Consider the following 12,075-nt stretch of genomic DNA (forward strand, 5'->3'; position numbering starts at 1 on the left):
GGGCACCACGGGCCCGGGCGCCCCGGTCCCGCCGGGCGGCCTCGCCCCGGCCGCGCCGACGGGCTGGCCCGGCACGACGACCTGGCCGGACGCGGCGGGCATGGGGCAGGTGGGCTGACGGTCATACGCGACCCGTGATCGTCAGGCCCTGAACAGCCGGAACCAAGCCGGTACGTCGACCTCGGCCCGGACGGTCTTTCCGGGCGCCGGACCCCGCTCCAGCACCTCCCATCGGTCGGCCAGCGCCTCGACGAGCACCAGGCCCCGCCCGGACTCGGCGTCAGGGTCCGCCGGCCTCACCTCACCGGGGCAGGGCCGCCTGGGCGCGGTACCCGTGTCCGTGACCTCGATCCGGACACTGCCGGGGACGAGCGAGAGCCGCAGTTCGAAGTCCCGCCCCGGCACCCTGCCATGGGTCACGGCGTTGGCGGCCAGCTCGGCGACGATCGACGCCACGGAGTCGAGGAGATCGGCTCCGTGCGGGACTTCCCAGGCGAGGAGCTGGTTCAGCGCGAAGTGCCGGGCGAGCCGGGCGCCTCGGGGCGTGGGGTTCAGCCGCTGGGTGAACACACGTACGGTCACCGGATTCTGCGGCGCGGAGGGTGCGGTCATGCGCCCAATCTGGCGGTCACGCAGCCCGGTTCACCAGGTCGGCGGCGCGTACGCCGTGCGAGCGTACGCGGTCACGAACTGGACAGTACTCATCACCGACCGTGACCCTGGTGGCCGGGAGGTGTGCCATGGGGCATGGTGCGAGCGGTGCCGGGCCGGGCGGCGAGCCCGAGGCGTCGGACAGCCTGCGGACGTTCGGGGCGGTCGTCCAGGCGTTACGGGAGCACGCGGGCTTGAGCCGGGAGGATTTCGGCGCCCGGGTGGGGTTGTCCAAACACACCGTGGCGTCCATCGAGCTGGGCCGGCGCATGCCGGATCCGGGATTCGCGGAACGCTCGGAGGACGTCCTGGGGAACACGGGGGCGCTGCGGAGGGCGGCACCGTGCGTGGCCCGGCAGCCGGGGCTGGCGGCGTGGTTCCGGCAGTGGGCGCGACTGGAGGGCGTGGCCGTCACGCTGTCCACGTACGAGTGCCGGTTGATTCCGGGACTGTTGCAGACGGAGGCGTATGCGCGGACGCTGTTCACCAACCAGTTGCCCCCTCTGGGCGACGAGCAGATCGAGGCGCAGTGGGCGGCGCGGGCCGAACGGCAGCGGCTGCTGCGGGAACGGCCGAACACCGCGTTCAGCTTCATTCTGGAGGAGCACCTCTTCCGCCGCCGGACCGGCGGGACGGAGGTCACCCGGCACCTCCTGGACCACCTGCTGGAGGTAGCCGAGTTGCGGAACGTCGAGGTGCAGATCATGCCGACGGAACAGGCGGACCATGCGGGGCTGGACGGTCCCATGCAGGTGCTGGAAACGCCGGAGAACAAGTGGTTCGCCTATTGCGAGGGGCAGCGGGGCGGCTCCTCATCTCTGACTCGAAGGAGGTGAGCGCCCTTCAGGGGCGCTATGCCAGGATGCGCTCACAGGCTCTCACTCTCAAGGACTCGACGAGCCTTCTGCATCTGATGCGAGGAGACCTATGAGCACCTCCGAACTGGCCTGGTTCAAGAGCAGCTACAGCAGCGGCGGCGACTGCGTCGAGGTCGCGTACGCCTGGCGCAAGTCCAGCTACAGCAGCGGCGGTTCCGGCGACTGCGTCGAGGTCGCCGCCTGCCCCGCCGCCGTCCACGTCCGCGACTCCAAGGACCGGCAGGGCCCCCAACTGACCGTCTCCCCCGCCGTGTGGGACAGCTTCCTCGGCCACCTCACGAAGTGACGGCCGCGGTCCCGGTGTGGCGGCCCCGGAAGGCCCAGTCCAGTGGCGTGAGGCCCGTGCCGCCGTCCTCGCGGAGGCAGGGATCCGCGTCATGGCGAGGAGTTCACGGACAAGTACGACGACGACGGATCCGTCGCCAAGAACATGGTCGTGGCCAAGCGACAGCAGCGGCGGTCTTCTCGACCCGTGCCGGCTGTATTTCACCGACATCGGACTGGCCCACAGCGCCTTCCCCGGAACGGTTGCGAGGAACTGACATGCGCCGAATCGTGCTCACACCGCTCCTCGCGGTGGCCTTGACCGGATGCTCGTTCATCGGTCAGGCCAGGCCGTGTGCCCAGGCCGACGCGGACTCGGCGGTCTCCGTCGTGTGGCGGCCGTCCGACTTCGGCGGCCAAGATGCGGCAACGGTCAAGCTGTGCGTGGACGACACCTGCAAGGAGCGGGCGTCAGGCGACCCCGACGACCCGTTCGGCTCGGTCTCGGTCCGCCTGCCCGACGACATCGGCGCGTCCACCGTGCCGGTGAAGCTCACCGTGACGTCCGCGAAGACCGGCGATCCGGTGGTCACGGACGGCACCCGGGCCAGGCTGACCGAGCAGCACCCCAACGGCACGTCCTGCCCGCCCACCGTCTGGACGGCGACCTTCCGTGCCGACCCCGGCAAGGGCCTGACCTCGCCGAAGGGTATGAAGCTCCAGTAGCAAGCCCCGCGCGCGGCGGACTCACGGCGGCCCAGGTCCGGGGCACCACGGGCCCGGGCGCCCCGGTCCCGCCGGGCGGCCTCGCCCCGGCCGCGCCGGCGGGCTGGCCCGGCGCGACGACCTGGCCGGACGCGGCGGGCATGGGACAGGTGGGCTGACGGCCGACCGTCCCCCGGCCGTGTGGGGACTCGCTCGGTCACATCACGAAGTGACCTTCGCTCCCCCGGCGCGGAGCGCCTCGGCGGTCTCGGGCCAAGGGCCGCGCAGGGCCCAGTCCAGTGGCGTGAGGCCCGTGCCGTCGTCCTCGCGGAGGTCGGGATCCGCGCCGTGGGCCAGGAGTTCGCGGACGACACCGGTGTGGCCCCAGCACGCGGCCGCGCACAGCGGCGTGCCCTCCGCGCCCACGCCCGCGCTCTCCGCGTCGGGATCGGCCCCGGCCCGCAGCAGGGTGCGCACCGCGTCGGTGGCGCCCTGCACGGAGGCCGCGTAGAGCGGGGTGGTGCCGTCGGTGCCCGGGGTGTCCGGATCGGCCCCCGCGCGCAACAGCGCCCCGACTTCGCTGTGTTCGCCGGACATCGCGGCACTCATGAGGCGTGCCGTCAGCTTCTTCCGTCGCCGTCTGTTCATCGCGGCCGAGGGTAGCCGCGTCGATCCCCCTCCCGGCTGTCCCTGGGTGAAGCGATGCAGAGTCGCTGCGAGTTGAAGCCCCCCGGCGGCGGGCCGCACGGTGGGTGGCGGATCGAGGAGCACCGCCCGGCTGAGGGGGCCACGCAGCATGTACGCACAGCGGATCGGCGACGAGGACCTGGCGGCGCGGTTCGCCGACGGGGACGAGGAGTGCCTGGCCGCGATGTACCGGCGGTTCGGGCCGCTCGTCCACGCGCTGGCCGGCCGTTCGCTCGCGGACCGGGGCGAGGCGGAGGACGTCACCCAGGCGGTGTTCCTGGCGGCGTGGCGCGGCCGGGCCGGCTTCGCCCCGGAGCGGGGCGCGCTGTCCGCGTGGCTGGTGGGCATCACGCGGCGCAAGGTGGCCGACGCGCTCGCCGCCCGGTACCGGCGGGCGGAACTCGCCGAGGTCGCCGGGTCGATGCTGGCCGGCCGGGCCGCGCGGGCGGCGGCCGGACCGGACGCGGCCATCGACCGGGTGCTGGTGGCGACCGAACTGGCGAAACTCTCCTCGCCGCAGCGCCATGTGCTGCGCCTGGCCTTCTACGACGACCTCTCCCAGGCCCAGATCGCGGACGTCACCGGCTGGCCCCTCGGCACGGTCAAGAGCCACGCCCGCCGGGGGCTGCACCGCCTCGCCCGCTGCCTGGGCGAGGAAGTGGGCGCGGCGAACGCGTGAACTCCGGCCGGCGATGCATCCAGGGGCGGGTCCGGCGCGGAAGCGCCAGCATCATGAGTACGCGACCCGGGCAGCGTCCCGGGGCCGGCACGGCCGCGAGGGAGCCTTGGTGCGGGACGCAGACGTAGTCGTCGTCGGTGGCGGCGCCGCGGGGCTGTCGCTGGCGCTGCGGCTGACCGCGCCCCCGATGCGGGTCCGCCGTCCCCTGACGGTCGCTCTGGTCGAGGCCCCGCCCGGCGCGTTGCGCCCCGCGCCCCGGACCTGGTGCTACTGGGAAGCGGACGGCGGCGAGTACGACGCAGCCGTCCGCGCCGACTGGGGCCGCCTGCGCGTCACCGGCCCGGACGGCGCGGCCGTGGTGCGCGATCCCGCCCCGCTGCGCTACAAGATGATCCGGTCTCCGGACTTCGAGCGATGGGCGGACGCGGAGCTGGCCCGCGCCGGATGCCTCCGGCACGAGGCGGTGGTCGAGGACGTGCGGGACGTTCCCGGCGGCGCCGAGGTGCGCGGCCGGGACGCCGGTGGCGGACCCGTGCGGCTGCGGGCCCGCTGGGTGTTCGACTCCCGCCCGCCCGGACGGCCGGGACCGGCCCGCACGACCCTGCTCCAGCACTTCCGCGGCTGGTTCGTCCGCGCCTCCCGCCCGGCCTTCGACCCGGCCGTCGCCGACCTGATGGACTTCCGCACCCCTCAGCCGCGGCACGGGCTCTCCTTCGGCTACGTCCTGCCGCTCGGGCCACGCGAGGCCCTGGTCGAGTACACGGAGTTCTCCGGCGCGGTCCTCGACGGCGACGCCTACGACCGTGCGCTCGGCCACTACGTCACCGAGGTGCTCGGCGCCGGCGACTTCGAGGTCACGGCGGTCGAGGAGGGCGTCATCGCGATGACCGACGCCCGGTTCCCGCGCCGTCGCGGCGGGTCCGTCTTCCCGATCGGCGTGGCGGGCGGAACGACCCGCCCGGCGACCGGCTACTCCTTCGCCGGCGCCCAGCGCCAGTCGCGGGCGATCGCGGCGGCGCTGGCCGAGGGCCGTACGCCGCTCGCCCCGGCGCCGCACGGGGCGCGGTCGCGCGCGATGGACGCCGTGCTGCTGCGTGCCCTGGACACCGGACGGGTCGACGGGGCCGCCCTGTTCACCGGGCTGTTCGGGAAGGTGCCGGCCTCGCGTCTGCTGCGCTTCCTGGACGGCCGCACCACTGTGCTGGAGGACCTCGCGGTCGGGCTGCGCACCCCGGCGCGGCCGATGCTGCGCACCGCCCTGGAACTGCCCTTCCTCCCCCGGCGTCCGGCCGCGCCGCGGTCCGCTCCCGCCGGGCGCCCGGCCCGGCCGTGAACGGGCCTCCACCGCCGGACCGCGACCCGCTCTCCACCGCCGTACCGAGGAGCACCCCATGTCACTCCTGCGCGACGCCGAACTCTCGGCCGCGTTCGACCACGCGGCACCGTCCTACGACTGGATGGTCGCCGCCAACCCCGGATACCACGGCCAACTGCGCCGGTCCGCCCGCCGACTGGCGCTGCCCGACGGCGGCGACGGCCTGCGCGTGCTCGATCTCGGCTGCGGCACCGGCGCCTCCACGGCCGCCCTGCTGGCCGCCGCGCCGCGCGCGCGGATCACCGCGGTGGACGCCTCGCCGGGCATGCTCGCGAAGGCGCGGGGCAAACGCTGGCCGGCCCGGGTCGAGTTCGTGCACGCCCCCGCCGAGGGGCTGGCCGCGGCCGGGGTCACCGGTCCGTTCGACGCGGTGTTCGCGGCGTACCTGCTGCGCAACGTCGCCGACCCGGACGGGGTCCTCGCGGGCGTACGGGATCTGCTCGTGCCGGGCGGGCGGCTCGCGGTGCACGAGTACAGCCTCAGCGGGCGGGCGGCGCACCGCGCGGTGTGGACCGCCGTGTGCAGGGGCCTGGTGCTGCCGGTGGCGCGGCGCACCGGGGACGACGCGCTGTACGCGCATCTGTGGCGCAGCGTCGTCTCGTTCGACACGGCGGACGCCTTCGCGGCGCGCCTGGGGCGGGCGGGGTTCGCGGATGTGCGGACGCTGCCGCTGACGGGCTGGCAGACCGGGATCACCCACACGTTCGTGGCGCGGGTCCCCGCCGCGGGTGGGGCACGAGAGGGACGGGCATGAGGAGGACGGGCTCCGTGGGCGACAGCTCCTTCGCGGGCGGCGGCCGTGGACGTGACCGCAGGGCACGCGTACTGACGGACCGCGGGGGCGTGCCGCGCCTGGAGGGCGTCGGGCCGTCCGTCGCCGTCGTGGGCGGCGGCATCGCGGGGCTCGCGGCGGCCACCGTCCTGACGGAGCGCGGGGTGCGGGTGACGCTGCTGGAGCGCGAGTCCGACCTCGGCGGGCGGCTGGCGGGGTGGCAGGTCCGGCTCGCCGACGGGTCGACGGCCACCATGACCCGCGGCTTCCACGCGTTCTTCCGGCAGTACTACAACCTGCGCGCACTGCTGCGGCGGACCGATCCGGGCCTGCACGGGCTGACCCCGCTGCCCGACTACCCGCTGCGCCACAGCTCGGGGCTGCTCGACAGCTTCGCCCGCGTTCCGCGCACTCCCCCGCTGAACGCCCTCGGGTTCGTGGCGCTGAGCCCGACGTTCGGCTGGCGGGACCTGACGACGATGGACGCGCGCTCCGCGCTCCCGCTGCTGGACGTCCGCGTACCGCGGGTCTACGAGCGGCTGGACGACGTCAGCGCGCAGGACTTCCTGACGCGGATCGGCTTCCCGGCGGCCGCCCGGCATCTCGCGTTCGAGGTGTTCTCGCGCAGCTTCTTCGCGGACCCGGGGCAGCTGTCGGCGGCGGAGCTGGCGCTGATGTTCCACATCTACTTCCTCGGCTCCAGCGAGGGCCTGTTGTTCGACGTGCCGCGCGAGCCGTTCCCGCAGGCACTGTGGGAGCCCCTCGGGGACTACCTCCAGGAACGCGGGGCGACGGTCCTGCTGTCCAGCCCGGTGGAGGCGGTGGCCCCCGGCCGGGACGGCACGGTGCGGGTCACCGTCGCCGGCCGGACGCGGTCCTACGACGCCGTGGTGCTGGCGACGGACGTGGCGGGTCTGCGGCAGGTCGCGGCGGCCTCGCCCGACCTGGTCGACCGGGCCTGGCGCACCGGCGTCGCCGGGCTGCGCACCGCCCCGCCGTTCCTGGTGTCCCGGCTCTGGCTGGACCGGCCGGTGCACCCGGACCGTCCTGCCTTCCTGGGCACCAGCGGCTACGCGGAACTGGACAACATCAGCGTCCTCGACCGCTGGGAGGGCGAGGCGCACCGCTGGGCGCTGCGCACCGGGGGCTCCGTGGTCGAGCTCCACGCCTACGCCGTCCCGCCGGGCGCCGACCGCAAGGACGTGCGGGAGCGGCTGGTGAGCCAGTTGCACCGGGTGTATCCGGAGACCCGCGACGCGGGGGTGGCCGACTCCCGTGACGAATGGCGGGAGGACTGCCCGCTGTTCGCGGTCGGCGGCTACGGGCGCCGCCCGCGGGTGCGGACGGCGGACCCGGCGGTCGTCGTGGCCGGCGACATGGTGGCCACCGGTCTTCCGGTCGCCCTGATGGAACGCGCCGCGACCAGCGGATTCCTGGCCGCCAACGTGCTGTTGCGCCGGTGGGGGGTCCGGGCGGAGCCGCTGCGGACAGTGCCGGACCGCGGCCGGTCGGCGCTCCTGCGCTCCTTGGCCGCGCTGCTGACGGACCGCTGAGCGGGCGGCCTTCCCGGGACCGCGGTCGCCGTCCCGGGAAGGCCGCTCCGCGACGCCCGCCGGCCGGGTGCTCCCCGGCGGGCGGCCGTCCGCCGGCGGTGGACCTACGGCTCGCGGGCGAGCCGGCCCGGCCACCACACCGGTGCCCCGATGTCCCGTACCAGGGCGGGCACCAGCAGGGACCGGACCACCAGGGTGTCCAGCAGGACTCCGAAGGCCACGATGAAGGCGATCTGCGCGAGGAAGGCCAGCGGGATGACACCGAGCGCGGCGAAGGTCGCCGCGAGCACGACGCCGGCGGAGGTGATGACGCCGCCCGTGGTGACGAGCCCGCGCAGGATGCCCTCGCGTACGCCGTGCCGCAGCGACTCCTCCCGTACCCGGGACATGAGGAAGATGTTGTAGTCCACGCCCAGGGCCACGAGGAACACGAAGCCGTACAGCGGCACGGAGGCGTCCGTGCCGGTGAAGCCGAAGACGTGCGTGAACACCAGGGACGAGACCCCCAGGGTGGCGAGGAAGTTGAGCCCCACGGTCGCCACCAGCAGGGCGGGGGCGAGCAGGGACCTCAGCAGTCCGACGAGGATCACGAAGATCACCGCGAGGACGACGGGCACGATGAGGGCGCGGTCCCGTTCGGCCGTGCGCAGCGTGTCGTACTGCTGGGCCGTGTAGCCGCCCACCAGCGCGTCCGCGTCCGGCACGGCCCGCAGCGCGGTGCGCAGGCGCGCGACGGTGTCCTTGGCGTCGTCGGTGTCGGCGGCGGCCTTCAGGGTGACGTCGACGCGGGCCCGGCCGTCGACCACGAACGGATCGCCCCCCGGCCGTCCGGAGCGTGTCACGGGCGCCGCCTGCGCGACCCCCTCGGTGGTCCGGGCCGCGGCGAGCACCCGGTCCAGCCGTGCGGCGTCGGCGACGACCACCGTGGGGTTGCCGGCCCCTCCGGGGAAGTGCTCGCCGAGGGTGCGCTGGGCGGCGACGGACGGGGCGTCGTCCACGAAGATCTCGTCCAGCGGGACGCCCTGGGAGGTGAGGGTCGGCGCCAGGGCGGCGCAGGCGAGGAGCGCGGCCAGCGCGATCGCCCAGACCCTGCGCGGCGCGCGGTCCACGAGGTCGGCGATCCGGCGCCACAGGCCCGTCGCGGCGCCCTCCGCCCCGCCGCGGCGGGGCTTGGCCGGCCAGTACGCGGCACGGCCCAGCAGGACGAGCGCGGCGGGCAGGAAGGTGAGCGCGCTGAGGGCGGCGCACGCGATGCCGATGGCCCCCACCGGTCCGAGTGCCCGATTGTTCGTCAGATCGCTGAGGAGCAGGGCGAGCAGGCCGAGCGCCACGGTCGCGGCGCTGGCGACGACGGCGCCCCAGGACTGCCGCAGCGCGGCCCGCACGGCGGCGAAGCGGTCCTCGCCCAGGGCGAGTTCCTCCCGGAAGCGGGCGGTGATCAGCAGGGCGTAGTCGGTGGCCGCGCCGATCACCAGGATGGAGAGGATGCCCTGGACCTGGCCGTCGACGCGCACGACGCCGGCGTCGGCGAGCGCGTACACGACGGCGCAGGCGAGGCCGAGGGAGAAGACCGAGCCGAGTATCACCACGAAGGGCAGGAGCACGCTGCGGTAGACCAGCAGGAGGATGACCAGGACGGTGATCAGCGCGACCAGGAGCAGCAACCCGTCGATCCCCGCGAAGGCGCCGGAGAGGTCCGCCTGCGTGGCGGCGGGCCCGGCCAGGGCCACCGTGGTCCCCGGCACCCGCTCGGCGGCCCGCCTGACCCGGTCCAGTGCGGCGGGCAGTTCCTCGCCGAGGTCGGGGCGGATCTGTACGACGCCCTGGAGCGCGGCGCCGTCGGGCGAGACCAGCGCCGGCGAGGGCGTCCCCGTCACACCGGGCGTGCCGGCGAGCGAGGCGAGGGCCCGGCCGGCCGCCTGCCGGGCGCCGGCCGCCTCGCCGTCGGTGGTCCACACGACGATCGCGGGCAGCGTCTCCGCCTGCCGGAAGGCGCGCTGCTCCTCGACGACCTCGGTGGACTCGGCGCTGCGCGGCAGGAAGGCCGCCTGGTCGTTGGTGGCGACCTCGCCGAGCCTTCCGGCGAAGGGGCCGAGCGCGCCGCCGATGCCGAGCCAGGCGATCAGCAGGAGGACGGGGACGAGCCGGCGTGCTCGTCGGGGTGTGACGGACATGGTTCTCCAGCGTCGAGGGTGACGGTCCGGAAAAGTAACTCAACGAAAAAGAATCTCAATCATTGAGTTATTTTTCCCCGCCGTGATCGTAGGGGACGTCCTTCCTTCCCGGTACGGGGCCCCTCGGACGCGCCCCGGTCCGCTCAGTCGCGGACGACGGCCAGTTCGTCGTTGAGGACGGCGAGGAAGCGGTTCACGACGGCCAGTTCCCCGTCGGTGAAGTGCTCCATGGCCGAGAGGGTCGCGTCCGCCAGGGGACGGAAGTGCGTGCGGGCGGCCTCCCGGGCGTCCTCCACGTAGTGGAGATGCACGACGCGGCGATCGGCGCTCTCCCGGACCCGGCGGATGTGCCCGGCGCGCTCCAGCCGGTCCACGCACGCCGTCACCGCGCCGGAGGTCAGTCCGAGGCTCGCGCGCAGCCGGCCCGGGGTCATCGGCTCCTCGGCGTCCAGGATCGCGGCCAGTGCCTGGACGTCCGTGGCGTGCAGCCCCCGCTCCCCCGCGAAGCGGTGGACCACCTGGCCGATCTCGCCGTGCAACCTGCGCAGGCTCCTCGCGAGCGCGAGCAGGTCGGCGTCCCGGCCGTCGCCAGGGCCCCGGCGCCCGGACACCTCGTCGGTCCCGTCCGCCCCGCTGTGCTGCACGTCTGCTCCGGCCACCTGATCAGCCTAGGCGAAGCCTCACCGCATCCGAGCGGGCCGCCCGCGGGGAAGGTATCCGGAATGGGCCGACACGGAGGAACGACCATGGACGAGGACGCCGCCACCCGACCGGGGCCACACTGCCTGGTCACCGGTGCCACGGGCTACATCGGTGGGCGACTCGTCCCGGAACTGCTGGACGCCGGGCACCGGGTGCGCTGTCTGACCCGGTCGCCGGACAAACTGCGCGACCACACCTGGGCCGACGAGGTCGAGGTGGCGCGCGGCGACGTCACCGACGCCGCGTCGGCCGCCGAGGCCCTGCGCGGGATCGACGTCGCCTACTACCTCGTCCACTCGCTGGGCACGGGCCGTGATTTCGAGGAGACCGACCGGCGGGGCGCACGGGTGTTCGCGGAGCAGGCCCGGGCCGCCGGGGTGCGCCGCGTCGTCTATCTGGGCGGTCTGACCCCGGCGGGCGTCCCCGACGGCGAACTGTCGCCGCATCTGCGCTCCCGTGACGAGGTCGGGCGCATCCTGCTCGCCTCGGGCGTGCCGACGACGGTGCTGCGGGCCGCCGTCATCATCGGCTCGGGCTCGGCCTCCTTCGAGATGCTGCGCTACCTCACCGAGCGGCTGCCCGTGATGGTCACCCCCAGCTGGGTGCGCACCCGGCTCCAGCCGATCGCGGTGCGGGACGTGCTGCGGCTGCTGGTGGGCAGCGCCTCCATGCCGGCCTCGGTGAACCGCGCCTTCGACATCGGCGGCCCGGAGATCCTGACGTACCGCGACATGATGCTGCGCTACGCGGCCGTCGCGGCCCTGCCCCGCCGGCTCATCTTCCCGGTGCCGGTGCTCACCCCGCGGCTGTCCAGCCTCTGGGTCGGACTGGTGACTCCCGTGCCGCCGTCCATCGCGCGCCCGCTGACCGAGTCCCTGCGCCACGAGGTCGTCTGCCGCGAGCACGACATCGCCGGGTACGTACCCGACCCGCCCGGCGGGCCGATCGGCTTCGACCGGGCGGTACGGCTCGCCCTCCAGCGTGTCCGGGACGCCCGGGTCACCACGCGCTGGTCGTCCTCGGCGCTGCCCGGCGCGCCCAGCGACCCGCTGCCCACGGACCCCGACTGGGCGGGCGGCAGCCTGTACGCGGACCATCGGGCGGTGTCCGTGAGGGCCTCGCGCGAGGCCCTGTGGCGGGTCATCGAGGGCGTCGGCGGGGAGAACGGCTGGTACTCGCTGCCGGTGGCCTGGTCGGTGCGGGGGTGGATGGACCGGCTGGTCGGCGGGGCGGGGCTGCGCCGCGGGCGCCGCGACGCGAACCGGCTGCGGGTGGGGGACGCCGTCGACTTCTGGCGCGTCGAGGACGTCGAGCCGGGGCACCTGCTGCGGCTGCGGGCGGAGATGCGCCTTCCGGGACTGGCCTGGCTGGAGCTGTACGCCGAGCCGCTCGGCCCCGGCCGGGCCCGCTACCGCCAGCGCGCGCTCTTCCACCCGCACGGGCTGCTGGGGCACCTGTACTGGTGGAGCGTCTCGCCCTTCCACGCGGCCGTCTTCGGCGGCATGGCCCGCAACATCGCCCGCGCGGCGGCGAACGCCCCGGCCGCGCCGGGCGAACCGGCCCCACGAACGGCACCCGCCCGGGGCGGTGGGCCCCGGTGACGCACGCCGACGGCCCCTGCCCGGCGGCACGAAC

General features: G+C 74.8%; 11 protein-coding genes and 1 pseudogene. 8 read left to right on the forward strand and 4 right to left on the reverse strand.

The annotated features are described in order from the left end of the window. Nucleotides 1-141: 141 nt before the first annotated feature. A complete protein-coding gene (locus tag ACWCPM_RS29485) occupies nucleotides 142-612 on the reverse strand; it encodes an ATP-binding protein (protein WP_450979302.1) in 471 nt (156 codons plus the stop codon). Between the two features lie 128 nt (nucleotides 613-740). Here ACWCPM_RS29485 and ACWCPM_RS29490 point away from each other — a divergent pair. The 3 genes and pseudogenes from ACWCPM_RS29490 to ACWCPM_RS29500 all read left to right on the forward strand — a co-directional run bounded on the left by ACWCPM_RS29490 (nucleotide 741) and on the right by ACWCPM_RS29500 (nucleotide 2,519). Beyond that, a pseudogene (locus ACWCPM_RS29490) lies at nucleotides 741-1,582 on the forward strand (helix-turn-helix domain-containing protein). Beyond that, the gene (locus tag ACWCPM_RS29495; protein WP_450979303.1) at nucleotides 1,579-1,815 is read left to right on the forward strand and encodes a DUF397 domain-containing protein; all 237 of its coding nucleotides are present in this window, start codon (nucleotides 1,579-1,581) and stop codon (nucleotides 1,813-1,815) included. The pseudogene ACWCPM_RS29490 and the gene ACWCPM_RS29495 overlap by 4 nt, the downstream one beginning before the upstream one ends. 257 nt (nucleotides 1,816-2,072) lie before the next feature. Beyond that, on the forward strand, nucleotides 2,073-2,519 hold the full coding sequence (locus ACWCPM_RS29500) for a hypothetical protein (RefSeq protein WP_450979304.1): 447 nt from the start codon (nucleotides 2,073-2,075) through the stop codon (nucleotides 2,517-2,519). Nucleotides 2,520-2,720: 201 nt separating this feature from the next. Here the strand turns inward: ACWCPM_RS29500 and ACWCPM_RS29505 are convergent, their stop codons facing one another. After that, a complete protein-coding gene (locus tag ACWCPM_RS29505) occupies nucleotides 2,721-3,146 on the reverse strand; it encodes an ankyrin repeat domain-containing protein (protein WP_450979305.1) in 426 nt (141 codons plus the stop codon). Between the two features lie 148 nt (nucleotides 3,147-3,294). On the opposite strand from ACWCPM_RS29505, the gene ACWCPM_RS29510 reads away from it, so the two are divergent. From ACWCPM_RS29510 to ACWCPM_RS29525, 4 genes are all read left to right on the forward strand, one after another. Next, nucleotides 3,295-3,864, forward strand: a complete 570-nt coding sequence (locus ACWCPM_RS29510; RefSeq protein ID WP_450979306.1) for a sigma-70 family RNA polymerase sigma factor — start codon at nucleotides 3,295-3,297, stop codon at nucleotides 3,862-3,864. A 109-nt stretch (nucleotides 3,865-3,973) separates the two neighbouring features. Beyond that, the gene (locus ACWCPM_RS29515; RefSeq protein ID WP_450979307.1) at nucleotides 3,974-5,197 is read left to right on the forward strand and encodes a lycopene cyclase family protein; all 1,224 of its coding nucleotides are present in this window, start codon (nucleotides 3,974-3,976) and stop codon (nucleotides 5,195-5,197) included. Nucleotides 5,198-5,255: 58 nt separating this feature from the next. Next, a complete protein-coding gene (locus ACWCPM_RS29520; RefSeq protein WP_450979308.1) occupies nucleotides 5,256-5,993 on the forward strand; it encodes a class I SAM-dependent methyltransferase in 738 nt (245 codons plus the stop codon). Then, nucleotides 5,990-7,564 (forward strand): FAD-dependent oxidoreductase, encoded by a 1,575-nt coding sequence (locus ACWCPM_RS29525; RefSeq protein WP_450979309.1) that lies wholly within the window; start codon nucleotides 5,990-5,992, stop codon nucleotides 7,562-7,564. The genes ACWCPM_RS29520 and ACWCPM_RS29525 overlap by 4 nt, the downstream gene beginning before the upstream one ends. A 104-nt stretch (nucleotides 7,565-7,668) precedes the next feature. On the opposite strand, the gene ACWCPM_RS29530 is transcribed toward ACWCPM_RS29525, so the two are convergent. Together ACWCPM_RS29530 and ACWCPM_RS29535 are read right to left on the reverse strand one after the other, a co-directional pair. Then, nucleotides 7,669-9,738 (reverse strand): MMPL family transporter, encoded by a 2,070-nt coding sequence (locus ACWCPM_RS29530; RefSeq protein WP_450979310.1) that lies wholly within the window; start codon nucleotides 9,736-9,738, stop codon nucleotides 7,669-7,671. Between the two features lie 143 nt (nucleotides 9,739-9,881). Beyond that, nucleotides 9,882-10,397 carry a MarR family winged helix-turn-helix transcriptional regulator gene (locus ACWCPM_RS29535; RefSeq protein ID WP_450979311.1) on the reverse strand — a complete coding sequence of 172 codons (516 nt, stop codon included), beginning with the start codon at nucleotides 10,395-10,397 and terminating at the stop codon, nucleotides 9,882-9,884. Nucleotides 10,398-10,484: 87 nt separating this feature from the next. On the opposite strand from ACWCPM_RS29535, the gene ACWCPM_RS29540 reads away from it, so the two are divergent. Further along, nucleotides 10,485-12,041 carry an SDR family oxidoreductase gene (locus ACWCPM_RS29540; RefSeq protein ID WP_450979312.1) on the forward strand — a complete coding sequence of 519 codons (1,557 nt, stop codon included), beginning with the start codon at nucleotides 10,485-10,487 and terminating at the stop codon, nucleotides 12,039-12,041. Nucleotides 12,042-12,075 lie beyond the last annotated feature (34 nt).

The sequence above is a fragment of the Streptomyces sp. NPDC002309 genome, assembly GCF_053593375.1.

Excerpts from the sequence above, each read along its gene's own strand:
- ACWCPM_RS29485 (WP_450979302.1), bottom strand. The coding sequence starts at position 612 with ATGACCGCACCCTCCGCGCCGCAGAATCCGGTGACCGTACGTGTGTTC.
- ACWCPM_RS29495 (WP_450979303.1), top strand. The coding sequence starts at position 1,579 with ATGAGCACCTCCGAACTGGCCTGGTTCAAGAGCAGCTACAGCAGCGGC.
- ACWCPM_RS29500 (WP_450979304.1), top strand. The coding sequence starts at position 2,073 with ATGCGCCGAATCGTGCTCACACCGCTCCTCGCGGTGGCCTTGACCGGA.
- ACWCPM_RS29505 (WP_450979305.1), bottom strand. The coding sequence starts at position 3,146 with ATGAACAGACGGCGACGGAAGAAGCTGACGGCACGCCTCATGAGTGCC.
- ACWCPM_RS29510 (WP_450979306.1), top strand. The coding sequence starts at position 3,295 with ATGTACGCACAGCGGATCGGCGACGAGGACCTGGCGGCGCGGTTCGCC.
- ACWCPM_RS29520 (WP_450979308.1), top strand. The coding sequence starts at position 5,256 with ATGTCACTCCTGCGCGACGCCGAACTCTCGGCCGCGTTCGACCACGCG.
- ACWCPM_RS29525 (WP_450979309.1), top strand. The coding sequence starts at position 5,990 with ATGAGGAGGACGGGCTCCGTGGGCGACAGCTCCTTCGCGGGCGGCGGC.
- ACWCPM_RS29530 (WP_450979310.1), bottom strand. The coding sequence starts at position 9,738 with ATGTCCGTCACACCCCGACGAGCACGCCGGCTCGTCCCCGTCCTCCTG.
- ACWCPM_RS29540 (WP_450979312.1), top strand. The coding sequence starts at position 10,485 with ATGGACGAGGACGCCGCCACCCGACCGGGGCCACACTGCCTGGTCACC.